At 69.2% G+C, this 26,179-nt stretch carries 25 protein-coding genes; 16 read left to right on the top strand and 9 right to left on the bottom strand.

Translation table 11 applies throughout. From position 1 onward, the window contains the following. Window positions 1-28: 28 nt before the first annotated feature. Window positions 29-946, bottom strand: a complete 918-nt coding sequence (gene zapE, locus JWS14_RS24405) for a cell division protein ZapE (protein ID WP_206016175.1) — start codon at window positions 944-946, stop codon at window positions 29-31. A gap of 146 nt (window positions 947-1,092) precedes the next feature. Between zapE and JWS14_RS24400 the strand changes: the two genes are divergently transcribed. From JWS14_RS24400 to JWS14_RS24345, 12 genes are all read left to right on the top strand, one after another. Beyond that, complete coding sequence (locus JWS14_RS24400) at window positions 1,093-2,340, top strand: DUF6986 family protein (protein WP_206014576.1); 1,248 nt, start codon at window positions 1,093-1,095, stop codon at window positions 2,338-2,340. A gap of 87 nt (window positions 2,341-2,427) precedes the next feature. Continuing rightward, window positions 2,428-3,423, top strand: a complete 996-nt coding sequence (gene alc / locus JWS14_RS24395; protein WP_206014575.1) for an allantoicase — start codon at window positions 2,428-2,430, stop codon at window positions 3,421-3,423. Further along, window positions 3,420-4,352 (top strand): allantoinase PuuE, encoded by a 933-nt coding sequence (puuE, locus tag JWS14_RS24390; RefSeq protein WP_072939415.1) that lies wholly within the window; start codon window positions 3,420-3,422, stop codon window positions 4,350-4,352. Before alc ends, puuE begins: the two co-directional genes overlap by 4 nt. Window positions 4,353-4,362: 10 nt before the next feature. Then, window positions 4,363-5,076 carry a GntR family transcriptional regulator gene (locus JWS14_RS24385; protein ID WP_206014574.1) on the top strand — a complete coding sequence of 238 codons (714 nt, stop codon included), beginning with the start codon at window positions 4,363-4,365 and terminating at the stop codon, window positions 5,074-5,076. A 178-nt stretch (window positions 5,077-5,254) separates the two neighbouring features. Then, complete coding sequence (locus JWS14_RS24380; RefSeq protein WP_206014573.1) at window positions 5,255-6,796, top strand: NCS1 family nucleobase:cation symporter-1; 1,542 nt, start codon at window positions 5,255-5,257, stop codon at window positions 6,794-6,796. Between the two features lie 10 nt (window positions 6,797-6,806). Continuing rightward, a complete protein-coding gene (locus JWS14_RS24375; RefSeq protein ID WP_072939425.1) occupies window positions 6,807-7,535 on the top strand; it encodes an aspartate/glutamate racemase family protein in 729 nt (242 codons plus the stop codon). A 74-nt stretch (window positions 7,536-7,609) separates the two neighbouring features. Beyond that, window positions 7,610-8,122, top strand: coding sequence for a 2-oxo-4-hydroxy-4-carboxy-5-ureidoimidazoline decarboxylase (gene uraD, locus JWS14_RS24370; protein WP_206014572.1), 513 nt, complete (start codon window positions 7,610-7,612; stop codon window positions 8,120-8,122). Continuing rightward, window positions 8,122-8,451: a hydroxyisourate hydrolase gene (gene uraH, locus JWS14_RS24365; protein WP_206014571.1), complete on the top strand. Its 330-nt coding sequence runs from the start codon at window positions 8,122-8,124 to the stop codon at window positions 8,449-8,451. The genes uraD and uraH overlap by 1 nt, the downstream gene beginning before the upstream one ends. A gap of 3 nt (window positions 8,452-8,454) precedes the next feature. Beyond that, entirely contained in the window at window positions 8,455-9,366 is a 912-nt protein-coding gene (pucL, locus tag JWS14_RS24360; protein WP_206014570.1) for a factor-independent urate hydroxylase, read from the top strand. Next, window positions 9,366-10,733 (top strand): 8-oxoguanine deaminase, encoded by a 1,368-nt coding sequence (locus tag JWS14_RS24355; RefSeq protein WP_206014569.1) that lies wholly within the window; start codon window positions 9,366-9,368, stop codon window positions 10,731-10,733. The genes pucL and JWS14_RS24355 overlap by 1 nt, the downstream gene beginning before the upstream one ends. A gap of 4 nt (window positions 10,734-10,737) precedes the next feature. Then, window positions 10,738-11,547, top strand: coding sequence for an FAD binding domain-containing protein (locus JWS14_RS24350; protein WP_206014568.1), 810 nt, complete (start codon window positions 10,738-10,740; stop codon window positions 11,545-11,547). Beyond that, on the top strand, window positions 11,544-14,267 hold the full coding sequence (locus tag JWS14_RS24345; RefSeq protein WP_095863042.1) for a molybdopterin-dependent oxidoreductase: 2,724 nt from the start codon (window positions 11,544-11,546) through the stop codon (window positions 14,265-14,267). Before JWS14_RS24350 ends, JWS14_RS24345 begins: the two co-directional genes overlap by 4 nt. 21 nt (window positions 14,268-14,288) lie before the next feature. Here the strand turns inward: JWS14_RS24345 and JWS14_RS24340 are convergent, their stop codons facing one another. Together JWS14_RS24340 and JWS14_RS24335 are read right to left on the bottom strand one after the other, a co-directional pair. Further along, entirely contained in the window at window positions 14,289-14,756 is a 468-nt protein-coding gene (locus JWS14_RS24340; protein WP_206014567.1) for an NUDIX hydrolase, read from the bottom strand. A gap of 9 nt (window positions 14,757-14,765) precedes the next feature. Further along, a complete protein-coding gene (locus tag JWS14_RS24335; RefSeq protein WP_072939443.1) occupies window positions 14,766-16,070 on the bottom strand; it encodes an NAD(P)/FAD-dependent oxidoreductase in 1,305 nt (434 codons plus the stop codon). A gap of 154 nt (window positions 16,071-16,224) precedes the next feature. Here JWS14_RS24335 and JWS14_RS24330 point away from each other — a divergent pair, with 154 nt between their 5' ends. After that, on the top strand, window positions 16,225-17,124 hold the full coding sequence (locus JWS14_RS24330) for a LysR family transcriptional regulator (protein WP_072939445.1): 900 nt from the start codon (window positions 16,225-16,227) through the stop codon (window positions 17,122-17,124). Here the strand turns inward: JWS14_RS24330 and JWS14_RS24325 are convergent. Next, complete coding sequence (locus tag JWS14_RS24325; protein WP_072939447.1) at window positions 17,121-18,065, bottom strand: alpha/beta fold hydrolase; 945 nt, start codon at window positions 18,063-18,065, stop codon at window positions 17,121-17,123. The two genes, JWS14_RS24330 and JWS14_RS24325, sit on opposite strands and share 4 nt — an antisense overlap. A 119-nt stretch (window positions 18,066-18,184) precedes the next feature. On the opposite strand from JWS14_RS24325, the gene JWS14_RS24320 reads away from it, so the two are divergent. Further along, a complete protein-coding gene (locus JWS14_RS24320; protein WP_206014566.1) occupies window positions 18,185-18,766 on the top strand; it encodes a nucleotidyltransferase family protein in 582 nt (193 codons plus the stop codon). An 80-nt stretch (window positions 18,767-18,846) separates the two neighbouring features. On the opposite strand, the gene JWS14_RS24315 is transcribed toward JWS14_RS24320, so the two are convergent. Both JWS14_RS24315 and JWS14_RS24310 read right to left on the bottom strand, forming a co-directional pair. Continuing rightward, window positions 18,847-19,665 carry an ABC transporter permease gene (locus JWS14_RS24315; RefSeq protein WP_072939452.1) on the bottom strand — a complete coding sequence of 273 codons (819 nt, stop codon included), beginning with the start codon at window positions 19,663-19,665 and terminating at the stop codon, window positions 18,847-18,849. Further along, entirely contained in the window at window positions 19,662-20,618 is a 957-nt protein-coding gene (locus JWS14_RS24310) for an ATP-binding cassette domain-containing protein (RefSeq protein ID WP_072939455.1), read from the bottom strand. Before JWS14_RS24310 ends, JWS14_RS24315 begins: the two co-directional genes overlap by 4 nt. Window positions 20,619-20,767: 149 nt before the next feature. Here JWS14_RS24310 and JWS14_RS24305 point away from each other — a divergent pair, with 149 nt between their 5' ends. Both JWS14_RS24305 and JWS14_RS24300 read left to right on the top strand, forming a co-directional pair. Next, a complete protein-coding gene (locus JWS14_RS24305) occupies window positions 20,768-22,408 on the top strand; it encodes a helix-turn-helix transcriptional regulator (protein WP_206016173.1) in 1,641 nt (546 codons plus the stop codon). A gap of 109 nt (window positions 22,409-22,517) precedes the next feature. Beyond that, entirely contained in the window at window positions 22,518-23,627 is a 1,110-nt protein-coding gene (locus JWS14_RS24300; protein ID WP_072939456.1) for a flavin-containing monooxygenase, read from the top strand. Here JWS14_RS24300 and JWS14_RS24295 read toward each other — a convergent pair. From JWS14_RS24295 to JWS14_RS24285, 3 genes are read right to left on the bottom strand one after another with little or no spacing between them, the layout of a single operon-like run. After that, entirely contained in the window at window positions 23,599-24,768 is a 1,170-nt protein-coding gene (locus tag JWS14_RS24295) for a lipid-transfer protein (protein WP_206014565.1), read from the bottom strand. The two genes, JWS14_RS24300 and JWS14_RS24295, sit on opposite strands and share 29 nt — an antisense overlap. Beyond that, the gene (locus tag JWS14_RS24290; RefSeq protein ID WP_206014564.1) at window positions 24,765-25,187 is read right to left on the bottom strand and encodes a MaoC family dehydratase; all 423 of its coding nucleotides are present in this window, start codon (window positions 25,185-25,187) and stop codon (window positions 24,765-24,767) included. Before JWS14_RS24290 ends, JWS14_RS24295 begins: the two co-directional genes overlap by 4 nt. After that, the gene (locus JWS14_RS24285; protein WP_206014563.1) at window positions 25,184-26,179 is read right to left on the bottom strand and encodes a bifunctional MaoC family dehydratase N-terminal/OB-fold nucleic acid binding domain-containing protein; all 996 of its coding nucleotides are present in this window, start codon (window positions 26,177-26,179) and stop codon (window positions 25,184-25,186) included. Before JWS14_RS24285 ends, JWS14_RS24290 begins: the two co-directional genes overlap by 4 nt.

Below are 26,179 nucleotides of genomic sequence, written 5' to 3'. Positions count from 1 at the left end.
AGGCAGACCCCCGGGTCCGCCTCGGCGGTCACCGGCGCAGCGTCGACAACCTGCTCACCAGGCGGTCGACGTCGAGGGTGCCCGCGAGTCCGCTGAACATGCCCTCCCTCGGCGAGTCCGCCACGACGGTCAGCGCGGTGCCGCGGTCGTACAGCACGTCGACGACGTTCGCGAACCGTCGCACGGTGTCCGGGCCGGCCTCCCGCAACCGGGGCACACCGGTGATCACCCAGCAGCCGTACCGCTCGGACAGGTCGAGGTAGTCGGCGGGCGCGGTCGGGGTACCGCACAGCGCCGCGAACTCGAACCAGACCGTCCGGTCGCGTACCGCCGCTGCCGTCACGGTCCGCGTGCCGACGGTCAGGGCGACCCGCTCGCACAGGGCCGGAACCTCCACTTCGGACGCATTGGCGAAGCGGCCGGCGGCGAATCCGGCAGCCGGCGCTCCCGCGGTGCGGTAGTCGACGGGTCCGGCCACCCTCACGACGGTCAGATTCTGCTGCAGCACGGTGATCGTCGGCTCGAACAGGTGATGGAATAGCGGGTTGGGCAGCAGTCCTTCGGGCGGATAGTTCGACGTCACCACCAGCGTGATGCCGCGGGCGAACAGCGCCTTCAGCAGCCGCGCCACCAGCATCGCGTCCCCGACGTCGTGGAGGTGGAACTCGTCGAAGCACAGCAACCGGACGTCACCGAGCGCCGCGTCGATCGCGAGGTCGATGGACCCCAGCGCGTGCGCGTCGGCGTGGAGGCGGCGGAAGAACGAGTGAAAGTGCACGCGCCGTTTCGGGACCTCGGAAGCCGCGTGGAAGCGATCCATCAGCCAGGTTTTGCCACGTCCGACGGGCCCCCACAGGTACACGCCGCGAACCCCGGGTCTCCCCTGCGCCAGGCCGTCGGCGGTCTCGTCCAGGACAGCCGCGGCCGAGCGCTGCGCGTCGTCCAGCAGAACCTCTACATCCACGGAAGGAGACACTACGAACGGGGAGTCTCGGGCGACAAGCAGATGTGAGGAGGGCGACTGCGCGGCGCGACGGCCCGAAGGAGGCAAGTGGGGCGACGAGAAGCCCGCATTTCTGCGAAGATCGTGACGTGAACCCCCAGTACCTCAGCCGTCTCCCCGACAGCGGTTTCGACCGCGTCGACGCACTCCTCGCGCCCGTGGACAGCGACCTCGCGGCGGCGTTTCCGGGTGATCGGCAGCAACCGCAGCCCATCCACACCGTCTACGTGAGCGCGGCGGACGCCGGCCCGGACACCCCGAGGGTGTGGGGTGAGCAGGCTGTCGAACTGCTGGACAGGTACACCGAGGCACTGTCCGAAATCGGCACGACCGGTGCACTTCCCGACGTGCGCGCGACGCTCGAGCGCAGTCCGATCCAGGATCTGCGGATCGACTTCGAGGACGGCTACGGCTGGCGGAGCGACGACGTCGAGGACGCGGCCGCACTGGAGACGGGTCGCACGCTGCGACAGCTGTCGTCCGACCTGTCCGGACCGCGGTCGCTGGGGATCCGCGCGAAGGGCCTGGCGCCGCACGAGCGCCGCCGCGGGATCCGCACGCTCGAACTCGTCCTCGAAGGCGCGGGTGGGGTTCCCGACGGCTTCGTGTTCACCGTGCCGAAACTGCGTGCAGCCCAGCAGGTCACCGCCGTCGTCGCGTTGTGCGAGGAACTGGAGAGCGCGTACGGGCTCCCTGACGGGTCGCTGCGCTTCGAGTTGCAGATCGAGAGCCCGCAGGCCGTCCTCGGGCCGGACGGCACCGTGACCGTCGCGAAGGCGATCCAGCTCGCCGAGGGACGCTGCGCCGGATTGCACTACGGCACTTACGACTACAGCGCGGCCTGCGGAATCGCCTCCCGGTTCCAGTCGCTCGAGCACCCGGTGGCCGACCACGCCAAGTCCGTGATGCTGGTGGCGGCGGCCCAAACCGGGGTGTGGGTGTGCGACGGATCCACCCAGGTGGTCCCGCAGGGCAGCGACGAGGAGATCCGCGCGGCGCTGGCCCGGCACTACCGGCTCGTCACCCGTTCGCTCGAACGCGGGTACTACCAGGGGTGGGACATGCATCCCGGGCATCTGATCACCCGCTGGCTCGCGACGTTCGACTTCTACCGCGACGCCCTGCCCGCCGCGGCCACCCGCCTGCAGGCCTACCTCGACCGCCAGGGCGGCGGGGTGATGGACGAACCGGCCACCGCGCAGGCCCTCGCGACGGTGGTGCTGCGGGGGCTGGCGTGCGGAGCGTTCGACGAGGACGCGGTCCGCGCGCAGGCCCCCGGATGCACGGTGGACACGCTCCGCGACCTCCTCACCCGGGCGGTGGTCGCGGAGAGCTGACCGCCTCCCCGCCCACGAGGACCACCCGCACCACCCCCTCCGAGGTCCTACACTTGGCCCACGCCCGATCAGGAGGTACCAGCGCCCGTGACCCCGAACGCCTTGACCCCGCCCAGCTTCCGGAGTCTGCCGGACCTGGCCGTACGCACACTCGGCGGCGCCGTCGTGTGGGCCAACGACGAGCTGTTCGCCGAGCGGGAGAACCTCATCCGCCCGACGGCCGCCGTGTACCAGCCGGCGACGTTCGGGCACAAGGGTCAGGTGTACGACGGCTGGGAGACCCGCCGCCGCCGGGTGGCGGGCACGGACGAGGCGATCGTCCGGCTCGGGGTTCCCGGTGTGGTGCGCGGCGTCGTGGTCGACACCGCCTGGTTCAAGGGCAACTACCCACCGGAGATCTCCGTGCAGGCCGCGTCCGTCGACGGCTACCCGTCCGCCGACGAACTGGTCGGCGCCGACTGGACCACGATCGTCGAGCGCAGCCCCGTTCAGGGTGACACCGAGAATCCGTTCGCGGTCGACTCCGGCGCTCGGTGGACGCACGTGAAGCTCACGATGCACCCGGACGGCGGTGTCGCCCGGCTCCGGGTGCACGGTGAGGGCCGTCCCGACCCCCGTTTCCTCGACGCGGGCCCCGTCGATCTCGCGGCCCTCGAGAACGGCGCCCGAGTCAGGTCCTGTTCCAACATGTTCTACGGGTCGCCGCAGAACATGCTGCTCCCCGGTCTCGCCCGGGTGATGGGCGACGGCTGGGAGACGTCCCGCCGCCGCGACGACGGCAACGACTGGGTCGAGATCCGGCTCGCCGCCCAGGGCACGGTGTCGCTGGCCGAACTCGACACCTCCTACTTCCTCGGCAATGCCCCCGGTGAGGCGAGCCTCCTCGGCCGGGACGGCGACGGCGAGTGGACGGAACTGCTCCCGCGGACGCGCCTGCAGCCCGACACGAGGCACCGCTTCGTCATCGACAGCGACCGGCCCGTCACGGAGGCCCGGCTCGACATCTTCCCGGACGGCGGCATGGCGCGGTTGCGGTTGTGGGGTTCCCTGACCGACGCGGGTCGGGCAGGGTTGACGGCATGACCCACGGTTTCGATGACAGCTATCCCCGTGACCTGGTCGGATACGGGCCGCACCCGCCCGATCCGCAGTGGCCGGGCGGGGCGAAGATCGCTGTCCAGTTCGTCCTCAACTACGAGGAGGGCGCCGAGAACAACGTCCTCCACGGCGACGACGCGTCGGAGACGTTCCTGTCGGAGATGGTCGGTGCGCAGCCGTTCCCGAACCGGCACATGAGCATGGAATCGATCTACGAATACGGTTCCCGCGCCGGGCTGTGGCGGGTGCTCCGGGCGTTCGAACGGCGCGGACTGCCGCTCACGATCTTCGCGGTGGCCAAGGCCATGCAGCGGAACCCGGAGGCCGTCAGCGCCTTTCGCGAACTCGGTCACGAGATCGCCTGCCACGGCCTGTGGTGGAAGTCGTACCAGCTGTCCGACGAGGACGCCGAACGCAGGGACCTGGCCGAGGCGGTGGAGATCCTGCGGGACCTCACCGGCGAGGCCCCGCTGGGCTGGTACACCGGCCGCGACTCCCCGCTCACCCGCCGACTGGTGGTCGAGCACGGCGGCTTCGAGTACGACTCCGACTCGTACGCCGACGACCTGCCGTACTGGGTGAAGGTCGACGCCCCCGGGAAGGGCCTCGTCGACCACCTGGTGGTGCCGTACACCCTCGACACCAACGACATGCGGTTCGCGTCGCCTGGCGGTTTCCCGAGCGGCGAGCAGTTCTTCGCGCACCTGCGGGACGCCTTCGACGTCCTGTACGCGGAGGGCACGGCCGGGGCGCCGAAGATGCTGTCCGTGGGTCTGCACTGCCGCATCGTCGGCAGGCCCGCCCGCACCGCGGCGCTGGAGCGTTTCCTCGACCACGTGCAGTCCCACGACGACGTGTGGGTCGCCCGGCGCATCGAGATCGCCCGCCACTGGCGCGCCGTCCACCCCGCCTGAGGACGGACCGATGCCCCCGCGAAGACCGTCCTTGCTGGTCACGAACCTGGCCAACCGGGATCCCGGCAGCTCGCAGACCGTGATCCTGGAGGAACTGCGCCGAGTGATCCTCAGCGGCGGCGCCCCGCCGGGCACCCCGATTCCGGTGGACGAGGTGGCCGAGCACTTCGGTGTCAGCCGCATCCCGATCCGGGAGTCGCTGAAGACGCTGATCGGTGAGGGTCTCGTCGATCACCGGGCCAATGCCGGATACACGGTTGCCCGGCTGACCGTCGACGAACTCGAGGAGCTCTACCTGGTGCGGGGCGTCCTCGAGTCGGCGGCGCACTCGGTGGCCATCGCCCTGGCCGACGACGCCGACGACACGAGGGCCCGGGAGACGTACGCCGCGCTCGACCGCTCGGTTCTCGAGGACGACCTGACCGCGTACCACCGGGAGAGCCGCAACTTCCACCTCGCCCTGGCGTCGCCGTGCCGGATGCAGCGGCTGCTGCACATGTTCGAGGCGGCGTGGAACATCACCGAGCCGGTGCAGCCGATGTCGCAGGTCGACACCCCGGAGCGGCTGCGGCTGCACCTCGGGCATCGCGACATGCTCGCGGCGTTCCTCGCCCGGGACGCCGCCGCGCTGAAGGCGGCCACCGATCGGCACAACGAACAACTCGACACGGTGATCGCCGCCCTGCCGACGGACACCGGGATCTTCCGGGACACGCCCGGGTAGGCCGTGCGGCAAGATATATTCTCGGCCCGATCGGGTGCCCGCGAGAATATATCTTCGCCGTCACAGTCAGGAAATATCCGAAAACTACTTTTGCTCCCAGCGCTTCGGTGGTGTGCTTTTCACCGAGGCACCCTCACGTCGAAGCAGTCGTCTCCGGACTGCACCAGGGAGCAAAACGATGACTCAGACAGCGCCCTCCTCCTCCGAAGGGGACACCGTCCCCGGTGCACACCTGGCCGGCGCCGGGCTGATCAAACCCGGCTACCACCCGCGACTGACCAACGACGACCTCGCGCCGCTGAAGACCCAGTCGTGGTCGTCGTACAACATCTTCGCGTTCTGGATGTCCGACGTGCACAGCGTCGGCGGGTACGTCACCGCGGGCAGCCTGTTCGCGCTCGGGCTGACCAGCTGGCAGGTCCTCGTCGCCCTCGTGGTCGGCATCGCGATCGTCAACGTGTTCGCGAACCTGGTGGCCAAACCCAGCCAGGTCACCGGTGTCCCCTACCCGGTCATGTGCCGCAGCGCCTTCGGCGTCCTGGGCGCGAACGTCCCGGCCGTCATCCGCGGCCTCATCGCGGTCGCCTGGTACGGAATCCAGACCTACCTGGCGTCGCACGCGTTCGTGATCCTCGGCCTGAAGATCTGGCCGGGCCTGGCGCCCTGGGCGGACGTGCACGAGCACGGATTCCTCGGCCTGTCGGCGCTCGGCTGGGCCGGGTTCATGACGATGTGGGTGCTGCAGGCGCTGGTCTTCTGGCGCGGCATGGAAAGCATCCGCAAGTTCATCGATTTCTGCGGCCCCGCCGTCTACGTCGTGATGTTGATGCTCGCCATCTACCTGATCAGCGAAGCCGGCTGGTCGAACATCAGCCTGAACCTCGGCGAGGTGAACTACACCGGCTGGTCGGCGGTGCCCGTGGTGCTGGGTGCGATCGCCCTTGTCGTGTCGTACTTCTCGGGCCCGATGCTCAACTTCGGCGACTTCTCCCGGTACGGAAAGACGTTCGCCGCGGTCAAGCGCGGCAACTTCCTCGGCCTCCCGGTGAACTTTCTGTTCTTCTCGATCCTCACCGTCGTCACCGCGTCGGCGACCCTGCCCGTGTACGGCCGCCTGATCACCGATCCGGTCGAGACGGTCGCGCAGATGGACAACCTGTTCGCCGTCGTCCTCGGCCTGCTCACCTTCATCGTCGCCACCATCGGTATCAACATCGTCGCCAACTTCGTGTCCCCGGCCTTCGACTTCTCGCACGTCAGCCCGCAGCGCATCAGCTGGCGGACCGGCGGAATGATCGCCGCCGTCGGATCGGTCCTGATCACCCCGTGGAACCTGTACAACAACCCGGAGGTGATCCACTACACGCTCGAAACGCTCGGTGCCTTCATCGGGCCGCTGTTCGGAATCCTCATCGCGGACTACTACCTGGTGCGCAGGCAGCGGATCATCCTCGACGACATGTTCACCATGTCGCACGACGGAACATACTGGTACAAAAAGGGTTACAACCCGGCCGCGATCATCTCCACCGTCGTCGGCGCGCTCGTCGCGATGGTTCCCGTGATCCTCAAGGCCCAGCCGTTCGGACTCGACGTGTGGGGCATGGCCGGCGCCGCCCAGTACTCGTGGTTCCTGGGCATGGGCATCGGATTCCTCTGCTATTTCGCGCTGTCCACCGGCGCGCGTCGTGCGCACCGCACGGGCCCGGCCGAGGTGTAGGTCGAGGAACGTGCACATCAAGATCGTCAATCCCAACACCACCCGGGCGATGACCGACAAGATCGGCGACTGCGCCCGCTCCGTCGCCGGGCCCGGGACGCTCGTCGAGGCGGTGAGCCCGCAGATGGGCCCCGCCTCGATCGAGAGTCATTACGACGAAGCACTCAGTGTCCCCGGGCTTCTCGAGGAGATCGCGCGCGGCGAGGAGGCCGGAGTGGACGGGTACGTGATCGCCTGCTTCGGCGATCCGGGCCTCGACGCGGCCCGGGAACTGGCCTCCGGCCCCGTGCTCGGCATCGCCGAGGCGGCCATGCACACCGCGAGCTTCCTCGGCCGCGGGTTCAGTGTCGTCACCACACTGGGACGCACCCGGGGGCGGGCGTGGGAACTCGCCGAACGGTATGGCATGCAACGCTTCTGCCTCGGGGTGCACGCGTGCGAGATCGCGGTCCTCGACCTCGACCGGGACCCGGACGCGGTGAAGGTGATCACCGAGGCCTGCCGCGTCGCCCTCGACCGGGACGGTTCGGACGCGATCGTGCTGGGCTGCGCGGGCATGGCGGACCTGTGCGCGGTCATCTCGGCGGAACTCGGCGTGCCGGTGGTCGACGGCGTGGCGGCGGCGACCCTCATGGTGCAGTCCCTCGTGACGCTCGGTCTGCGGACCGGCGCGCGCGGCGAGTTCGCGGCTCCCCTGCCCAAGAAATACACCGGACTGCTCGAGGGTTTCGGTCGCTGACCCCGAATGGCTGCGCCCTGTGCGCCATAGTGGTAGCCAGAGATACCGAAAAGGCGCACGAGCGAGGAGCCGTCATGACCGAACCGCCCGGCCTGATCGCGTTCAACGCGCTGAGCGACGCGCGGGCCGCCGACCTGCTGGTGCAGTGCTGTGCGTCGACGGTGTGGGCGCAGCGGATGGCCGCCGGGCGGCCGTTCCCGTCCGCCGACGCGCTGCACACCGTCGCCGACAACGTGCTGGCCGACCTGAGCGAGTCCGAGGTCGACGCGGCCCTGGCCGGTCATCCGCGGATCGGCGACCGCGCGGACAACCCGTCGTCGGCGCGCGAACAGTCGGCGGTCGCGTCCGCCGACGACGACGTCCGCGCGCGCCTGCGGGCGGGCAACGAGGAGTACGAGCAGAGGTTCGGGCACGTCTACCTGGTGTGCGCGTCGGGTCGGTCGGCGCAGGAACTACTCGACGTGCTGCACGCGCGTCTCGGCAACGACGCGGCGACGGAACGCAAGATCCTGCGGACCGAACTCGCCGCCATCAACCGGTTGCGCCTGGAACGCCTTCTCGGCGAGATCGGAGACACGGTCCCCTGATGTCCAAGATCCTGAGCACCCACGTACTGGACGCCACCGACGGCACACCCGCAACGGGGGTGAACGTCCAGCTGGTGTCCCCGGCCGGCGACGTCCTCGCGAGCGCGACGACCGATTCGGACGGCCGCATCGCCGAGATCGCGCCGGACGGTCTGACCGCGGCCACCTATTCGCTGGTCTTCGCCACCGGCGACTACTTCGCCGCCCGCGGCCGGGAGACGTTCTACCCGGAGGTGACCGTCACGTTCGTCCTCGACGACCCGCAGCAGGGGTATCACGTCCCGTTGCTGTTGTCCCCGTTCGCCTATTCCACCTACCGCGGGAGCTGAAGAATGACCGACCTCACCGGCGCCATCGTCCTGGGCGAGCACCAGTACGGCAAGGCCGAGAACCGCATCGTGCGGATCTACCGCGACACCCCGCGGCACGAGATCCGGGACGTGAGCGTGTCGACGTGCCTGCGCGGCGACTTCTCGGCCGCGCACCTCGCCGGCGACCAGAGTTCGGTGCTGCCCACCGACACCCAGAAGCAGACGGCGTACTCCTACGCGAAGGAGAAGGGACTCGACTCCATCGAGGAATACGGGCTGACGCTGGCACGGCACTTCGTGGACGATGTGGCCCCGGTCGCGGGTGCCCGCATCGAGATCGAGGAGTATGCCTGGCAGCGCGCGGTGGTCGACGGGGCGGAACACGACCACACCTGGGTGCGCAAGGGTGAGGAGGTGCGCACCGCGGCGATCACCGTCGACGGCGACGGCACGTGGGTGGTCGGCGGGCTGAAGGATCTGGTGATCCTCAAGTCCACGGGCAGCGAATTCTTCGGATTCCTGAAGGACGAGTACACGATCCTCGAGGAGACCCACGACCGGGTGATGGCGACGTCGCTGGTCGTGCAGTGGCGGTTCGTCACCACCGACGTGGACTGGAACAGCGTCTACGCCGGCATCAAGGAGCAGATCGTCGCGACGTTCGCGACCGTCCATTCGCTCGCCCTGCAGCAGACGCTGTACGAGATCGGCAAGGCGATCCTGGAGCGCTACCCCGTGCTCGCGGAGGTGCGGCTGTCCGCCCCGAACAAGCACCACTTCGCACACGACCTCGCGCGTTTCGGCGTGGAGAACGACAACGAGGTCTTCCACGCCGCCGACCGCCCGTACGGCCTGATCCAGGCCACGGTGCAGCGTTCCGACGCCCCGAACCCCGGGCCCGCGTGGTCCGCGTACGCGGGGTGGCTCAGCTGATGTCCGAGGGCCCCGGCACGGTCGTCGTCGCCGGTGCGTACGTCGCCACGGTCGACACGTCGGGTACCGAGCATCCGGACGGCTACGTCGTCGTCCGGGGCAACCGCATCGTCGACGTCGGTGCCGGTCCCGCGCCGGAGATCGAGGGCGCACGGGTCGTCGACGGACGCGGCTGCCTGCTGACACCCGGACTGGTGAACACCCACCACCACCTGTACCAGTGGATCACCCGCGGGCTCGCCGCCGACGACAACCTGTTCGGCTGGCTGACCACCCTCTACCCGATCTGGGCGGGCATCGACGCCGACGCCGTCCGGACCGCGGCCACCGGCGGTCTCGCCTGGCTGGCGAAACACGGGTGCACGACCACGACCGACCACCATTACGTCGTGCCCCGCGACGGCGGCGACGTATTCGGTGCCGAGATCGAGGCCGCCCGGACCGTCGGGCTGCGGTTCCACCCCAGCCGGGGGTCGATGGACCTCGGCCACAGCCGGGGCGGGTTGCCACCAGACTCCGTGGTGGAGCGTCTCGACGACGTCCTCACCGGCACCCAGGACGTCATCGACCGCTGGCACGACCCGGCGCCCGACTCGATGCTGCGGGTCGCGGTGGCGCCCTGCTCCCCGTTCTCCGTCACCGCCGACCTGCTGACCGAGGCCGCGGCCCTCGCCCGGTCCGCCGGCGTGCGACTGCACACCCACCTCGCGGAAACCGTTGACGAGCAGGACTTCTGCCTCGACCGGTTCGGCTGCACCCCGGTTCAGTACATGGAGCGACTCGGCTGGGTGGGTCCCGACGTCTGGTACGCCCACGCCGTCCATCTCGACGACGTCGCGATCACCACCCTGGCCGGCACCGGCACGGGCGTCGCCCACTGCCCCACGTCCAACGCCCGCCTCGGCGCCGGGATCGCCCGGGCCCGGGACCTCCATGCGGCCGGGGTCCCGCTGGGGCTCGGTGTCGACGGCGCCGCCAGCAACGAGGCGTGCAACATGCTCGAGGAGGCCCGCCACGCCGTGCTGTTCGCCCGGGCACGCGGCGGCCCGCGCGAGATGACGGTGCGCACCGCGCTCGAACTCGCCACCATCGGCGGGGCCCGGGTGCTCGGCCGGGACGACGAACTCGGCTCCCTCGAACCCGGCAAACTGGCCGACCTCGCACTGTGGCGGGTCGACACCCTCGCACATTCCGGCATCACCGACCCGGTGGCGGCTTTGGTTCTCGGGGCCACGGCGCCGCTGGAGTTGCTTCTGGTGAACGGGCGCGCCGTCGTCGAGCGTGGAAGAGTGATCACCGTGAACGAGGACGACGTCGCCGCGGAGGTCGAGCAGGCCCACCGGGCCCTGGTGCGCAAGGCGGGGTGAGACCATGGATCTGTCGTTCGTGACGGAGATCTCGGCGCCGCGCAGCCGGGACGACCTGCCCGCCCCGGAACCCGGAACGGCGTACCTGGCGGGCGGCACCTGGCTGTATTCGGAGCCGCAACCGACGGTCACCCGGCTGGTCGACCTGGCCACCCTCGACTGGTCTGCGATCACCGTCCACGACGACGGACTCGAACTCGCCGCGACGTGCACCATCGAGAACCTCTGCAATGCACCGCTTCCCGCCGAGTGGTCGGCGAAGAACCTGTTCCGGCCGTGCGCCGAGTCGCTCGCCGCGTCGTGGAAGATCTGGCACACCGCGACCGTCGGCGGCAACCTCGCGCTGGCGCTGCCTGCCGGCGCGATGATCACGCTGTGCTGCGCGCTCGACGCCGAACTCCTGATCTGGTCCGCCGACGGCAGTGAACGCCGGGTTCCGGTAGAGCGGTTCGTCACCGGGGCCGGCCGCACGACGCTGGGGGCCGGTGAACTGATCCGCAGCATCCACCTCCCCGCCGCCGCATTGCGGGGCCGCACGGCGCTGCGGAAGATCGCGTACTCGCCGCTCGGACGGTCCGGTGCCCTGCTCGCCGGACGCGTCGGCGCGGACGGATTCACGCTGACCGTCACCGCGTCGACCGTCCGCCCGTTCGTCCTGCGCTTCCCCGCCGTTCCCGGCACCGATGCGTTGAGCGCCACTCTGGCCGAACGGATCTCCCCCGACGACTACCTGACGGACGCGCACGGCGCCGCGGACTGGCGTCGTCACGTCACGGGCGTCCTCGCCGAGGAGATCCGGAGGGAGCTGGAATGAAGTTGACGGTCGACGGTCAGTCGGTGGACGCCGACGCACGGCCCGGTCAGTGCCTACGCACCTTCCTGCGGGAACAGCAGCGGTTCGCGGTCAAGAAGGGCTGCGACGCCGGGGACTGCGGCGCCTGTTCCGTGCTGCTCGACGGCGCCCCGGTGCACTCCTGCGTGGTGCCGGCGCATCGCGCGGAGAACCGCGAGGTGACCACCGCCGCCGGTCTCGGCAGTCCCGACCAACTCCATCCCGTGCAACGGCAATTCGTCGACGCGGCGGGATTCCAGTGCGGGTTCTGCACACCCGGGATGGTGGTGACCGCGTCCGCGCTCGACTCCGCGCAACGCGCCGACCTGCCGCGCGCGCTGAAGGGAAATCTCTGCCGCTGCACCGGTTATCGCTCCATCCGCGACGCCGTCGGCGGCGTGTGCACCACCGAATCGGACAGTGCCGGTGAGTCGTTCGGACGGTCGATTCCCGCACCCGCGGCCACCCGGGTGGTGTGCGGCGCCGAACCGTACACGCTCGACCTGGCCGTCGACGGGCTGACGCACATCCAGATCCTCGGCAGCCCGCACCCGCACGCCCGCATCACCCGTCTCGACACGTCTGCCGCCGAGCGACTGCCCGGCGTCCACGGGGTGCTCACCCACCGCGACAGTCCGGGCGTGGCCTTCTCCACCGCGCGTCACGAGTTCCGCACCGACGACCCCGACGACACCTACGTGTTCGACACGATCCTCCGGTTCCGCGGGCAGCGCGTCGCCGCGGTCGTCGCGGACTCCGTCGACATCGCCCGGCGCGCACTGCAGTTGATCGAGGTGGAGTACGAAGTCCTCGAACCGGTCTTCGACCCCGACCTGGCGCGCCGCCCGGGTGCACCCCTGCTGCACGGCGACAAGGGCACCGAGTCCCGGATCGCGGACCCGGCCCGGAATCTGGTGGCCGAGGTCCACGGCGAGACCGGCGACCTCGCCGCCGGACTGGCGGCGGCGCGGGACACGGGTGCGGTGGTGGAGGGCACGTGGCAGACCCAGCGCGTGCAGCACACGCATCTCGAAACCCACTCGGCCATCGGCTGGCTCGACTCCGACGGTCGCCTCACCCTCCGCAGCAGCACCCAGGTGCCCTTCCTCGTCCGCGACGAACTCGCTCACCTGTTCTCACTCGACCGCGCGCAGGTCCGGGTGTTCACGGCCCGCGTCGGGGGCGGCTTCGGCGCGAAGCAGGAGATGCTGGTGGAGGACCTCGTCGCCCTCGCCGTGCTGCGCACCGGCCGACCGGTGCAGTACGAGTTCACCCGTTCCGACCAGTTCACGATCGCCCCGTGCCGGCATCCCATGCGGGTGTCGGTGAAGGTCGGTGCCGACGGCGACGGAAGGCTGACGGCACTCGCCGTCGACGTGCTGTCGGATGCCGGTGCGTACGGCAATCATTCGGTGGGCGTGATGTTCCACGGTTGCAGCGAATCCGTTGCGCTGTACCGGTCGCCGAACAAGCGGGTGGACGCTCAGGCCGTCTACACCAACAACCTGCCGTCCGGGGCGTTCCGCGGCTACGGGCTGGGGCAGATCATCTTCGCGGTGGAGTCCGCGCTCGACCAGCTGGCCGCGGAGCTGGGGATCGACCCGTTCGAGTTGCGTCGTCGCAACGTGGTCGTCCCGGGCGACGACTTCGTCGATTTCGAAGTCGAACACGGCGACCTCACGTACGGCAGTTACGGACTGGACCAGTGCCTCGACCTGGCGGAGGCCGCCCTGCGCCGCGGCAACGACGCGCTTCCGCCGGACGGGCCGCAGTGGCGGGTCGGTGAGGGCATGGCGGCGTCCATGATCGCGACCATCCCGCCGCGGGGGCACTTCGCGGACGTGTCCTGCACCCTCGTCGAGGGCAGCCGGTACGAACTGCGGGTGGGCACAGCCGAGTTCGGGAACGGCACCACCACCGTGCACGCGCAGCTCGCCGCATCCGCGCTCGGCACCACCGCCGACCGGATCACCGTGATCCAATCCGACACCGACGTCGCCGGGCACGACACCGGAGCATTCGGTTCGGCAGGCACGGTCGTCGCCGGGAAGGCGGTACATCTCGCCGGAACCCGGCTGCGGGAGCTGTTGTTCGAGGTCGCCCGTCGCGTCGCCGGCGCCGCCGAGGACAGCGACTGCGCGCTCACACCCGACGCGGTCGTGGTCGCCGGGCGGACCGTCGAACTCGACAAGCTGGTACCCGAGGGACCGCTCCGGGCCGAGGGCCACCACGACGGCACCCCGCGGTCGGTGGTGTTCAACGTGCACGCCTTCCGGGTCGCGGTCGACACCGTCACCGGGGAGGTCCGGATCCTGCAGTCCATCCAGGCCGCGGATGCCGGCACGGTCCTCAACCCGCAGCAGTGCCGCGGGCAGGTCGAGGGCGGCGTGGCGCAGGCCATCGGCAGCGCGCTGTACGAGGAGATCCTGCTCGACGGCGCCGGGACCGTCCTCAACCCGCAGCTGCGGAACTATCACATCCCGCAGCTCGTGGACGTGCCGGACACCGAGGTCTACTTCGCGGACACCTACGACGAGCTGGGCCCGCACGGCGCCAAGTCGATGAGTGAGTCCCCGTACAACCCGGTCGCCCCGGCCCTGGCCAACGCGATCGCGGACGCCACCGGCGCCCGGCTTCGGCGGCTCCCGATGACCCCCGCCGCCGTGTGGCGTGCGGCTTCGCCGCCCGTGAGTACTTGTTAACCGCCCGACGTTAATAAGTACTCACGGGCGGCGAAGCCGCAGCAGTGCCTCGACGATGGGACGCTGCCCATTGACCAGCTTCCTTTCGGCGACATCCGACGGGAACCAGCGGGCGTCGTCGACCTCGGGAAACTGCTGAATCTTCCCGGACCGCGGCGGCCATTCCAGTTCGAACGTGTTGCTCTCGACGAAGGCGACGTCTTCGCTCACCTCTGCCGCGTACACGGTGATCACCTTGCGTGAGGGCTGCCGGAATTCGCCGAGCAACTCGTACTCGACCGCGGGCGGCGGCGCGCCGATCTCTTCCTCGTACTCGCGCAGCGCGGCCGCGTACGGATCCTCGCCCTCGACGTATTCGCCCTTGGGGATCGACCACGCGGCGTCGTCCTTGCGCGCCCAGAACGGGCCACCCATGTGCACGATCCACAACTGGAGCACCCCCGCATCGTCTGTGCGATACAGGAGTACTCCAGCGCTGGTGACGGTCATGGGACCACGTTAGGCTGCGGCGTCCTCCCGCTGGTCGCTCAACTCGATCGTTTCGATCTCCTGGGCGTAGTGGAAGTGCGGGCGGCGGTGTCCGAGGAACGAACCGCACCACGACATCACCGCGACGTACCGGTTGCGGAATCCGACCAGGTAGACGAGGTGCACGGCGAGCCACAGGAACCAGGCGAGCACACCGGTCAGCTCGACCTTGCCGACGCGGGTGATCGCGCGGAACCGGTTGATGATCGCCATGCTGCCCTTGTCGCGGTACGTGAACGGCGTGCCGAGGGCGCGTTTCCCGGTGATGATGGCCGCGACGTGGCGTCCACCCTGCATCGCGAACGGCGACTGCGCGGGCAGGTTGTTCAGCGACGCCATGTCGCCGATCGCGTAGACGTCGTCGTAGCGGCCCACCGTGAGGTCCTCGTCGACCAGCAGCCGGCCGCCGCGGCCGGTCTCGCAGCCGGTCCGGTCCGCGAGCACTGCCGCGAAGTCGTTGGCCTGGATCCCCGCCGACCAGATGATGGTGTCCGCCGTGAGGCGCTTCTCGAAACCGGTGCTCGGCGACGACAGGGTGGCGCCGTGGTCGTCGATGTCGGTGACCATCGTGCCGAGAACCACCTCGACACCCGCCTTCTCCAGCGAGTCCTGCGTGTACTTGCTGAGCTTGCCGCCGAAGACCGGTAGCGTCTCGTTCGCACCCTCGACGAGCGTGACGGTGACCTCTTCGGACGTGATGTCGCGAAGCGACTTCTCGAAGTAGCGGCCCGCCAGTTCCTTGATCTGACCTGCCAGTTCGACACCGGTCGGGCCGGCACCGATCACGATGAAGTGCAGCAGGTCGCGACGACGCTCCGGGTCGGAGGTGGTGTGCGCCTCCTCGAAGCAGCGGACGATCTGCCTGCGCAGCCGGTCGGCGTCGGCGACGGTCTTGAGCGCGTACGTGACCTCGGCGAACTCGTCGCGCCCGAAGTAGGCCTGCCGGGCGCCCGTCGCGGCGATGAGGCTGTCGTAACCGATGGTGTGGCGGATGCTGCCGGCCTCGTAGACGACCTCTTTCTTGTCCGGGTCGACGTCGACGACGCGGCCCAGGCGGACGTCGCCGCTGGGGTACTTGGCGAGGATCGCGCGGATGGACGGGGCGATCTCGCCGGGCGAGATGACACCGGTCGCGACCTGGTACAGAAGGGGCTGGAACAGATGCTCGGTGGTCTCGGAAATCAGCACGAACGGCGTGCCGGCCTTGCCGAGCTTCTTCGCCGCCGCGAGTGCGCCGAATCCCGATCCCACGATGACGACCTGTGTGCGATCCACCGAAAACCTCCTACTGCTTCATGCGTCTACTTAGCTCCGCGTATGAGCTCCACATTAGGGATCGACCGTTGTTAATTGCCAGTAAGCTGGGGAAATCGAAATAGTGTTATCTCGATTGCTCATAAGTCTTCCCCGAAGGACGTAACCTCAGGTCATGGAGTTCCGACAGCTTCGCTACTTCCTCGCGGTCGGCGAGGAGGGCAGTTTCTCGCGCGCGGCACAACGCTGCTTTATCTCCCAGTCGGCGATCAGCCATCAGATCGCCAAACTCGAAACCGAGTTGGGCACCACCCTGCTGGAACGCTCGACACGCGCCACCCGGCTCACCGCGGCGGGCGAACGACTGATGCCCATTGCCGCCGAGATGATGGGCCTCGAGGCGCGCGCGCTGTCGGTGGGACTCGACCCCCGCAACCGGCTCCGGATCAGCGCGAGCATGAGCTTCGCGACGCAGAGCCTGGAGGCGATATCGGCTGTCCGCGAAGACTTCCCGCAGCTCGACATCGAATTCGTCATCAAGGATTTCACCGACCGGATGACCGCCGTCGCGTCGGGTGACGCCGACCTCGCACTCATCCGCGGCGGCGTCGACCGGCCGGGCCTCGAAACCGTCGAATTCGGGCTCGAAGACCTGGTGATCGTGACGTCGAGCAAACACCCACTCGCCGGGGTCTCGACCGTCGACCTCAGCGAACTGGCGCCCTACCCCCTGCTGCTGCCGCCCCGCAGCAGTCAGATCCTGATCCACAACGTGGTCGAGGACGCATTCCGGCAGGTCGGGCAGCGCGTGATGCTCGGACCGTCGATCCCCAGCGACCACACGGCCACCCTCGACGTCCTCACCACCCCGCGGTCGTGGACGGTGCTGTACGCCGACACCGCCGACGCGACGCCCCGCCGCGGGCTGAGCTTCCTGCGCGAGGCGCACGATCGACTGCGCATCCCGGTGTGCGGGGTCGTCCGCAGCGGAACTGCGACGCGGCCCGAACTGACGCACCTGTTCCGTGCGCTCGCGCAGTCGATCGCCGGGACCGGCGGAGCGGCCGAAACCTAAACGTCGATCAGACCGTGCCGGTCGACCCACGTCAGCACACGGTCGAGCATCGTGTCGGGGACCTCGAGCTGCGGAGTGTGCCCCACATCCGCGAGAATCACGCTGTCCCACCGCGGATTCGCGGTCGCCACCTTGCGGGCCGCCGCGACCGGAACCAGCCGGTCGCGGTCGCCGTGGAGCAGGAGGACGGGCTGCGCGATCGACCGCATGGTGTCGAGGTACCGGCGCGGGCGGGCCAGGACCCGCATCAGTGAGCGGCTGGCCTGGAGGAACGCCGCGTCCTCGGACGGCAGCCCGCGCCGGTAGCCCGCGAGAGCCGCTGCGGCGTCGAGGGAATCTTCCGACGCTCGGCTCGGATCGGCGAAGCACAGGTCGATCATCCGCTCGACCAACTGCCGGTCCGTCAACTTCCGGCTCGAGTACTGCAGGAACCGCTCCCCCACGAACGGGGTGAAGTACATCGCGAACTGTGCGGCGATCCGCGGATCCGGGATCCGTTGCGCGACAGGCAGTGCGGGGTCGACCAGGACCAGCGCCGAGACCGTCTCCGGGTGCGCCGCCGCCTCGAACAGCGAGATCATGCCGCCCATCGAGTTGCCCATCAAAATCACGGGACGGCCGACGACGTCGCGCAGGAAACGGTGCAGCACCTTCGCGTTGGCGCCGACCCCTGTGCGGCGTCGTCCGGACGGGCTGAGCCCGAACCCGGGGAGATCGACGGTGAGCACGCGGGTGCGCTCGGCGAGGACCGGTGCGATCCGCACCCAGTTCAGGTGCGAGCCGCCGAGCCCGTGGACCATGACCACCGGAGGGAACTCGGTCTCCTCGCCGTATTCGACCCAGTGAACGGGACCGTCGAGGTCGACGATGCTGCCCGCGCCACCCCATCGCTGCGCGAACTCCTGCTGGGCAGGTTCGCCGACTCTGTTCGGATCAACCATGCGTCCGTCCGTTCCGACTGTTGGGCGTGCCGTCTGTTGGGCCTGCCGAGGCCACCGGCCAGTCTACGGCCGTACCGTCGTATGTTTGAACGCATGCAGCGTGGGACGGTGAGAGTTCGATGACGATCGGGGGCGTGCTGCTCGCGGCCGGGGCCGGTTCGCGCATGGGCATGCCGAAGGCGCTCGTCGTCGGCGCGGACGGAGAACCGTGGCTCGCGCGCGGGGTCCGGGTGCTGTCGGAGGCCGGATGTGAGCCGACCGTCGTGGTGCTCGGTGCCCGCGCCGACGAGGCCGAGCACCTCCTGCCCGGCGGTGTCCCCGTCACCGTCGGGATCGCGGACGACTGGCAGTCGGGAATGTCCGCGTCCCTGCGTCGGGGGCTGGAGGTCGCGGCGACGTTCGACGACGTCGACGCCGTCGTCATCACCCTCGTCGACCTCCCCGACCTCGGTGTCGACGCCGTCCGGCGGATCGTGTCGGTGCCGCCCGGCGACGCCCGGTCGGCGCTGCGCCAGGCCCACTACGGCGGACGTCCGGGGCATCCGGTTCTGATCGGCCGGGACCACTTGCTCCCGTTGCGGCACAGCCTCACCGGGGACTCCGGCGCGCGGAAGTACCTCGCGGCACACGGCGCCGAGGCGGTCGACTGCTCCGATCTGGGCTCGGGACGCGACGTCGATTCGCCGCGCGAACTCCACTAGCGCCTCGGACGAACGGGACGCTCGTTCGATCTGACGCAACGAGCGTCCCGTTCGTCCGGCGACAGCACGGCCGCGACCGTTCACCGGCTGACCGCCTTCTTGTACCGCCGGATCGCGAACGGTACGAAGATCACCAGCAGGACCGCCGACCACAGGAGTGAGGCGATGACCGGGTGCTGCAACGGCCAGGCGTCGGGAACGGTCATGGCCGGGTTGGTGTTTCCGAACAGTTCCCGCACGGCCTGTGTCACCGCGGACACCGGGTTCCATTCGGCGATCACCTTGAGCGGGCCGGGCAAGTTGGTGGTCTCGACGAACGTGTTCGCGATGAACGAGAGCGGGAAGATGACGATGAAACTGGCATTGTTGAACACTTCCGGGGTGCGGATCCAGAGTCCGACCACCGCCATCACCCAGGACAGGGCGTAGGCGAACAACAGCAGGAGCAGGTAGCCGAGAACTGCTTCGCCGAGACTCGAGTGGATGCGCCACCCGATGATCAGACCGGTCAGCGACATCACGACGAGGCTGACGATGTTGATCAGGACGTCGGTGGACGTGCGGCCGAGGAGGACGGCGGACGGGGCCATCGGCAGCGACCGGAATCGGTCGATGATCCCCTTCTGCAGATCCTCGACCATCCCGAGGCCCGTCCATGTGGCCCCGAAGATGACTGTCTGCGTGAAGATCCCGGCGATCAGGAATTCGCGGTACGACATTCCGGGAACCTGGATCGCGCTGCCGAAGACGTACGCGAACAGCAGCACGAACATGATCGGCGACAACGTGGTGAACACGATGAGGTCGGGGACGCGCTTGATCTTGATCATGTTGCGTTTGGCGATCGTGAGCCCGTCCGCGAGCGCGGTGTGCACGGACGCCGTCTGTGGTGCGCTCATGAGACGTGCTCCTCTTCGGCTTCGTGTCCGGTCAGGGTGAGGAAGACGTCGTCCAGGGTCGGTCTGCGCAGACCGACGTCGAACACTTTCACTCCTCGATTGGAGAGTCGGCCCAGCGCTTCGACGAGGGCGTCCGCACCGCCGGTCACCGGCACCGTCACCCGGCGGACGTTCTCTTCCAGCAGGATCTCGCCTGCGGCGAGCGGGGCCAGTTCGTCGCGCACGACGGAGAGGTCGATGCCCTCCCGGACGCTCAACTCGATGCGCTCACCGCCCACGCGATCCTTCAATTCGTCGGCGGTTCCGCGGGCGATGACCGAACCGTGGTCGATCACCGCGATCTGGTCGGCGAGGCGCTCGGCCTCCTCCATGTACTGGGTGGTCAGGAGCAGCGTGGTGCCCCGGGCGACCAGATTGTCGATGACGTCCCACAGAGCCAGCCGGGCGCGGGGGTCGAGCCCGGTGGTCGGTTCGTCCAGGAACAGCACCTCCGGCTCGGCCACCAGCGCTCCGGCGAGGTCGAGACGCCGGCGCATGCCGCCCGAGTAGCCCTTGACGGGGCGATCTCCCGCCTCGACCAGGTCGAACTGTTCGAGCAGTTCGCGGGCTCGCGCCTTACTGCGTTTGGCCCCGAGGTGGTAGAGCCGACCGACCATCTCGAGGTTCTCGAAACCGGTGAGGTACTCGTCGACGGCCGCGTACTGACCCGACGCGCCGATCCGGGACCGGAGCACCCGCGCGTCGTGGACGACGTCGAGACCGGCGACCTCTGCCCGGCCGGCGTCGGGGACGAGGAGGGTGGTGAAGACCCGCACCGCCGTCGTCTTGCCTGCGCCGTTCGGGCCGAGCAGCGCCATCACCGTTCCCGCGGGGACCGCGAGGTCGACCCCGTCCAGCGCTGTGACCTTGCCGTACTTCTTGACCAGACCCTCTGCCGTTATCGCATCGACCATCAGAAGTTCCCATCCGTTGGCGTGTCGACCCAGTGTGACTCGAGGCACCGACAGGTACAGCGGAATATTCGACGTTCCGGGCAGGCCCTGTGCGGCGGTAGTCTGAAATTCGGGCAGGTCAGCGTGCAGATCTTCGGCAGGAGACCATGATGTCGGATGCGGCGTCGGAACTCCGGACGGGCCGTGCGGCCTTCGAGCGGCGAGACTGGCGCGACACCTACACCCGCCTGTCGAGCGCCGATCGGCGGGACCCGCTGCCGGGTGACGACCTCGAACTGCTCGCCACCGCCGCCTACCTGCTCGGTGAGGACGACGCCAGCACCGAATGGTGGGAGCGGGCGGTGCACGAGTGGACCCGCACGGGTCGACCGGTGCGCTCGGCGCGGTGCGCGTTCTGGCTCTCGTTCGGCCTGCTCATGCGGGGCGAGCACGCCCGCGGCGGCGGTTGGCTGGGCAAGGCCCAGCGACTTCTGGACACCGCGGGCGTGGACTGCGCGGAGCGTGGCTACCTGCTGGTGCCGCAGGGGCTACGCCGGATCGACGACGGCGACGGCACCGCGGCCCAGGACATCTTCCGCACGGTGACGGACGTGGGCATCCGGTTCGCCGACCCGGATCTGACGACGCTCGGGGTGCTGGGCACCGGCCATTCGCTCGTCCTGCTGGGGCACGTCGCGGAGGCGGTGTCCGCTTTCGACGAGGCGATGGTCGGGGTGACGTCCGACAACGTGTCCCCGGTGGTCGCGGGGATCGTGTACTGCGCCGTGATCGAGCAGTGCCAGAACATCTGCGACCTCCGCCGGTCCCGGGAATGGACTGTGGCGCTGGAGGAATGGTGCTCTTCGCAACCCGGCCTCGTCCCCTACCGCGGCCAATGCCTCGTCCACCGTGCCGAGATCCTGCAACTGCAGGGCGAGTGGCCGACGGCGATGGACTCGGCGCGGCGGGCGCACGAACGACTCGCCTCGCAACCCGCGGCCGGGTCCGCCGCCTACGTGATGGCCGACCTCCACCGCCTGCGCGGCGAGGTCGCCCAGGCCGAGAAGTTGTTCCTGGAGGCGAACCGCTTGGGCAGGCGCCCGCAACCCGGACTCGCGCTGCTGCGGATGGCGCAGGGGCGGGTCGGCAGTGCGGCCGCGTCGATCCGCTGCGCGCTGGACGAAGCCACCGGCGCCGTGGAACGCGCCCGGCTGCTGCCCGCGTGCGTGGAGATCTTGCTCGCCTCGGGCGACGTCCCGGCGGCGAGATCGGCCGCGGACGAACTCGACTCGACGGCAACCGGGTTCGCGATTCCCTATCTGTGTGCCCTGGCGGCGCAGGCTTCGGGATCGATGCTGCACGCCGAGGGCCGGGGCAGTGACGCGCTGACCGTTCTGCGCGACGCGTGGCGGCGCTGGCAGGAGATCGGCGCGCCCTACGAGTGCGCGCGGGTCCGGGAGTCGGTCGCGCTGGTCTGCCGCGACCTCGGCGACGACGACACCGCGCAGATGGAGCACGACCTCGCGTCCGCCACGTACCGGCAACTGGGCGCGCTCCCCGACCTCGAACGACTACGGGCGGAGTTCCGTCCCGGCTCCGCGGACTCCACTCCGCTGACCCCGCGTGAAGTGTGCGTGCTCCGCCTCGTCGCGGCGGGCAAGAGTAACCGGGCGGTGGCGACGGAACTGTTCCTCAGCGAGAAGACGGTCGCCCGGCACCTGAGCAACATCTTCGTCAAGCTGGGAATCTCGTCGCGGTCGGCGGCCACGGCCTATGCCTACGAGCATCACCTCGTCGGCCCGGCTACATGAAAGTACCCATACGGTCGTACGTATCTGCGCCTTTCTCCCGACGCGCCCGGGTCGGCCTCGCTCCTAGCGTTGAGCACAACCACCGAACGCCGAGGGAAGAAGGCACCCGATGTCCACAGAACGTTTCGACACGATCGTGATCGGTGCCGGGCAGGCCGGCCTCGCCACCGGCTACCACCTCGCCCAACGCGGGCAGCACTTCGTGATCCTCGACGCCCACGACCGCGTCGGGGACGTGTGGCGGGAACGGTTCGACTCGCTCCGGCTCTACAGTCCGGCCCGGTACGACGGGCTGCCCGGCTGGGGAATTCCCGCCCCCGCCTGGTCCTGGCCGGGGAAGGACGAGGTCGCCGACTACTTCGAGGCCTACGCGGAGCGGTTCGCGCTGCCGGTCCGGACCGGCGTCACCGTGGACGGACTGTCCCGTCTCGGCGACCGCTACGTCGTCACCGCCGGAACGGACCGATTCGAGGCCGGCAACGTCGTCGTCGCGTCCGGCACCTGGCAGACCCCGGTCATCCCCGACCTCGCCGACCGCCTCGACCCCCGGATCCGGCAACTGCATTCCAGCGACTACCACAATCCCTCCCAACTGCAGGACGGGCCGGTGCTGGTGGTCGGGTGCAGCCACTCCGGCGCGGACATCGCCCTGGAGGCCTCCCGTTCGCATCGCACCACGATCTGCGGTCCCGTCCGCGGTGAGGTGCCGTTCGACCTCGAGGGGCGCGCCGCGCACGTCGCGATCCCGATCATGTGGTTCATGGCGAATCACGTTCTGACCGAACGCACCCCCATCGGCCGGAAGATGCGCACCCACGTCCGCTCGGGTGGCGGCCCACTGCTCCGGGTCAAGCGCGCCGACCTGGCCGCGGCTGGTGTGGAGCACTTCCCGGCGAAGGTCACCGACGTGCGCGACGGCACACCGATCCTGGACGACGGCACCGCTCTCGACGTCCGCAACGTGATCTGGTGCACCGGGTTCCGCAAGGACACGACCTGGATCCAGATCCCCGTCACCGGTGCGGACGGGTGGCCCGAGCAGTCCCGCGGAGTCTCACCCGACCATCCCGGACTGTATTTCGTCGGTCTGCCGTTCCTGCAGGCATTCGCGTCGATGCTCACCGGCGGGGTGGGCCGCGACGCCGCCTACGTCGCGAAACACATCGCGCGCAGGCAGTCCCGGGCCGGTGTCAGGCCGTCAGCACCAACCCTGACGTAGGCACTCCGGTGCCTGCGGTGACGAGGACGTTCTGCGCACCGGAGACCTGGTTGACGGACGTGCCGCGGATCTGCCGCACCCCCTCGGCGATGCCGTTCATGCCGTGGATGTAGGCCTCCCCGAGCTGGCCTCCGTGGGTGTTGAGCGGCAGGCTGCCGTCGAGATCGATGGCGCCGTCGGCGATGAAGTCCCTGGCCTCGCCGCGACCGCAGAAGCCGAGCTCTTCGAGCTGCATCAATACGTATGGTGTGAAGTGGTCGTACAGGATCGCCAGATCCATGTCCTGCGGGCCGAGTCCGGCCTGATCCCACAGTTGCCTGCCGACCAGTTCCATCTCGGGCAGTCCCGCGAGCTCGGGCCGGTAATAGCTGGTCATGATGTACTGGTCGCTGCCGCTCCCCTGCGCCGCCGCCGCGATCACCGCCGGCTTCTGTTTCAGATCCTTCGCCCGCTCCGGCGACGTGACCACGATCGCGATGCCGCCGTCGGACTCCTGGCAGCAGTCGAGCAGGTGCAGCGGTTCGGCGATGAAGCGGGAATTCTGGTGGTCCTCGAGGGTGATCGGCTTGCCGTGGAAGAAGGCGTTCGGATTGGTGGCCGCGTGCTTGCGGTCGGTGACCGCGATCCGTCCGAAGTCCTCACTCGTGGCGCCGTATTCGTGCATGTACCGCTGCGCGACCATCGCGACGAACGCCGCAGGCGTCGACAGGCCGTGCGGGTAGGAGAACGCGTTGTCGGTACCGGACGAGTTCGCCTGCTGCACCAGACCGGAGTTCACCTGCCCGAACCGCATCCCCGACCGCTCGTTGAACGCCCGGTACGCCACCACCACGTCGGCGACGCCGGTGGCGACGGCCATCGCGGCCTGCTGCACGGTCGCGCACGCCGCGCCCCCGCCGTAGTGGATGCGGCTGAAGAACTTCAGATCCGGGATGCCGACCGAACGGGCCACGGCGGCTTCGGTGTTGGTGTCCATCGTGAAGGACGTCAGCCCGTCGACGTCCGCCGGTGTCAGCCCGGCGTCTTCGAGCGCCGCCGTCACGGCCTCCGCCGCCAGCCGCAATTCGCTCCGGCCCGAATCCTTCGAGAAGTCGGTGGCGCCGATCCCGGCGATGACAGCCTTGCCCGACAGCCCGCTCATGCACCCGCTCCGTTCGTGCGTCCGTCCAGGACGAGGGTCACCTTCGACGTGATGTGGTTGCCGAGACCGTTCTTCCCGACGACGTCGAGCGTGACGACGCCGTCGTCCACCGACGCCACCGTGCCGCTCAGCGTGAGCGTGTCGTAGGCGTACCACGGCACCCCCAGGCGCAGCGCGATCGACGTGATCACCGCGGTCGGTCCCGCCCAGTCGGTGACGAACCGCTGCACCAGACCGGTGTCGGTGAGGATGTTGACGAAGATGTCCTTCGATCCGCGCTGCTGCGCCAGGTCGCGGTCGTGGTGGACGTCCTGGAAGTCGCGCGTCGCGAGTGCGGCCGAGACGACGAACGTCGGGTCGCCGGTGACGGACAGTTCCGGAAGCGACGTTCCCACGACGACATCGAGGGTGGACGTCATGACTGCTCCTTCGCTCCGCGCTGCCACGCGTACAGGGTCCACGGCGCGCCGCCCGTCTCGTCGTCACCGGGAAAGTCGAGGTAGGTCGCCTCCACCGGCATCCCGATCGTCACGTCGGCGGGCTCGACCCCGCGCAGTTCGCCGAGCATGCGGACGCCTTCCTCCAGTTCGACCAGCGCCACCACGAACGGCAGCGAACGTCCCGGGACCTTCGGCGCGTGGTGGACGACGTAACTGAACACCGTGCCGCGGCCGGACGCGACGACATAGTCCGTCGCCTCCGACTTGTCCTTCCACAGCGCGGGCACCGGCGGGTGCTGCAGCGACCCGTCTTCGCGTTGCTGGATCCGCAGTTCGTGCGCGGCCACGCCGTCCCAGAAGAACTGGGTGTCCGGCGAGGCGCTGGGCCGCATCATCCTCGACGGGTCCAGGTCGTCGTAGGACGCACCCTGCCCGTTCCCCGACGGCCCGGGCCGGTCGGTCTTCGGCATGAATTTCAGAATCCGGAACAGCATCTCGGCCACCGGTTCGCCTGCGGCGTCGCGCCACACACTGCGGGTGTTGAAGAACCATCCCTCGCCGAGGCCCGTCTTCTTCGGGCCCACCACATCCTCGAGGGTCGTGGTGATGGTGACCTCCTCCCCGACCTTCAGGTAGCGGTGATAGATCTGATCGCAGTTGGTGGCGACGACGGACGTGAACCCGGCCTCGTCGAGGATGGTCGTCATGCGCCCGAGCGGGTCGTCGGTTTGCCGAACGGCGTTCAGGCCCTGCATCGTCCACACCTGCGCCATCGCGGGCGGGGCGACGATGCCGTCGTGTCCCGCTGCCCGCGCGGCCGCCTCGTCGACGTAGATCGGATTCTTGTCGCCGATCGCCTCCACCCAGTTGCGGATCATCGGCAGGTTGATCGGGTCCCGTCCGGGCCGGGGAGCGCTCGGGCCCGCCGACCGGACCTCCTCTGCGGCAGCGAGAATCTGTTCGGAACTCAT

The organism is Rhodococcus koreensis, assembly GCF_017068375.1.
Lineage (GTDB): Bacteria > Actinomycetota > Actinomycetes > Mycobacteriales > Mycobacteriaceae > Rhodococcus_F > Rhodococcus_F koreensis.
This window is presented reverse-complemented; position numbering and strand designations above follow the sequence as displayed.

Coding starts and splice junctions, on each gene's coding strand:
- puuE (WP_072939415.1), top strand. CDS start 3,420: ATGACCCACGGTTTCGATGACAGCTATCCCCGTGACCTGGTCGGATAC.
- JWS14_RS24385 (WP_206014574.1), top strand. CDS start 4,363: ATGCCCCCGCGAAGACCGTCCTTGCTGGTCACGAACCTGGCCAACCGG.
- JWS14_RS24380 (WP_206014573.1), top strand. CDS start 5,255: ATGACTCAGACAGCGCCCTCCTCCTCCGAAGGGGACACCGTCCCCGGT.
- uraD (WP_206014572.1), top strand. CDS start 7,610: ATGACCGAACCGCCCGGCCTGATCGCGTTCAACGCGCTGAGCGACGCG.
- uraH (WP_206014571.1), top strand. CDS start 8,122: ATGTCCAAGATCCTGAGCACCCACGTACTGGACGCCACCGACGGCACA.
- pucL (WP_206014570.1), top strand. CDS start 8,455: ATGACCGACCTCACCGGCGCCATCGTCCTGGGCGAGCACCAGTACGGC.
- JWS14_RS24355 (WP_206014569.1), top strand. CDS start 9,366: ATGTCCGAGGGCCCCGGCACGGTCGTCGTCGCCGGTGCGTACGTCGCC.
- JWS14_RS24350 (WP_206014568.1), top strand. CDS start 10,738: ATGGATCTGTCGTTCGTGACGGAGATCTCGGCGCCGCGCAGCCGGGAC.
- JWS14_RS24345 (WP_095863042.1), top strand. CDS start 11,544: ATGAAGTTGACGGTCGACGGTCAGTCGGTGGACGCCGACGCACGGCCC.
- JWS14_RS24340 (WP_206014567.1), bottom strand. CDS start 14,756: ATGACCGTCACCAGCGCTGGAGTACTCCTGTATCGCACAGACGATGCG.
- JWS14_RS24330 (WP_072939445.1), top strand. CDS start 16,225: ATGGAGTTCCGACAGCTTCGCTACTTCCTCGCGGTCGGCGAGGAGGGC.
- JWS14_RS24325 (WP_072939447.1), bottom strand. CDS start 18,065: ATGGTTGATCCGAACAGAGTCGGCGAACCTGCCCAGCAGGAGTTCGCG.
- JWS14_RS24320 (WP_206014566.1), top strand. CDS start 18,185: ATGACGATCGGGGGCGTGCTGCTCGCGGCCGGGGCCGGTTCGCGCATG.
- JWS14_RS24315 (WP_072939452.1), bottom strand. CDS start 19,665: ATGAGCGCACCACAGACGGCGTCCGTGCACACCGCGCTCGCGGACGGG.
- JWS14_RS24310 (WP_072939455.1), bottom strand. CDS start 20,618: ATGGTCGATGCGATAACGGCAGAGGGTCTGGTCAAGAAGTACGGCAAG.
- JWS14_RS24305 (WP_206016173.1), top strand. CDS start 20,768: ATGTCGGATGCGGCGTCGGAACTCCGGACGGGCCGTGCGGCCTTCGAG.
- JWS14_RS24300 (WP_072939456.1), top strand. CDS start 22,518: ATGTCCACAGAACGTTTCGACACGATCGTGATCGGTGCCGGGCAGGCC.
- JWS14_RS24295 (WP_206014565.1), bottom strand. CDS start 24,768: ATGAGCGGGCTGTCGGGCAAGGCTGTCATCGCCGGGATCGGCGCCACC.
- JWS14_RS24290 (WP_206014564.1), bottom strand. CDS start 25,187: ATGACGTCCACCCTCGATGTCGTCGTGGGAACGTCGCTTCCGGAACTG.
- JWS14_RS24285 (WP_206014563.1), bottom strand. CDS start 26,179: ATGAGTTCCGAACAGATTCTCGCTGCCGCAGAGGAGGTCCGGTCGGCG.